Origin of the sequence: Pseudomonas sp. Colony2 (genome assembly GCF_019382755.1) — a bacterium.
GTDB lineage: Bacteria > Pseudomonadota > Gammaproteobacteria > Pseudomonadales > Pseudomonadaceae > Aquipseudomonas.
On sequence record NZ_CP080030.1, the window covers coordinates 1,423,938 to 1,424,388 of the forward strand.

A 451-nucleotide genomic window follows, 5' to 3' on the forward strand; every position below is an offset into this window, starting at 1 on the left:
CTACCGTTCGTCGAGTTTTTCGGTACAGGTTCTCTGTACTAAGGCTGAATGAAAACAATTTTCTGCCCGGCATGCCGTGACAGGCAGCAAGCCACAGCGGTTTAATGGATACCTGTCCTTTGGAGTTGATGCTATGCGTAAGTCTGTTTTACTGGTTGCCTGCTTTACCACCTTGTCGTTGCTGCTGGGTGGCTGCGCCTCGAGTCTGACCGGCGACTCGTACTCCCGTGACGAAGCACGTCGCGTGCAGACCGTTCGGATGGGCACCATTGAATCCCTGCGTCCGGTAAAAATCGAAGGCACCAAGACCCCAATCGGCGGCGTTGCTGGCGCAGTGGTTGGCGGTGTTGGCGGCAGCGCTATCGGCGGTGGCCGTGGCAGTATCGTCACTGGCGTTATCGGTGCGGTTGCCGGTGGCTTGCTCGGTTCGGCCGCTGAAGAAGGCCTGACC

1 protein-coding gene is annotated in these 451 nt (G+C 58.1%); it reads left to right on the top strand.

What is annotated here, in order from left to right; all coding sequences use genetic code 11:
* Window positions 1-133: 133 nt before the first annotated feature.
* A partial coding sequence (locus tag JV201_RS05965; RefSeq protein WP_257903293.1) for a glycine zipper 2TM domain-containing protein occupies window positions 134-451 on the top strand: 318 nt, incomplete at its 3' end.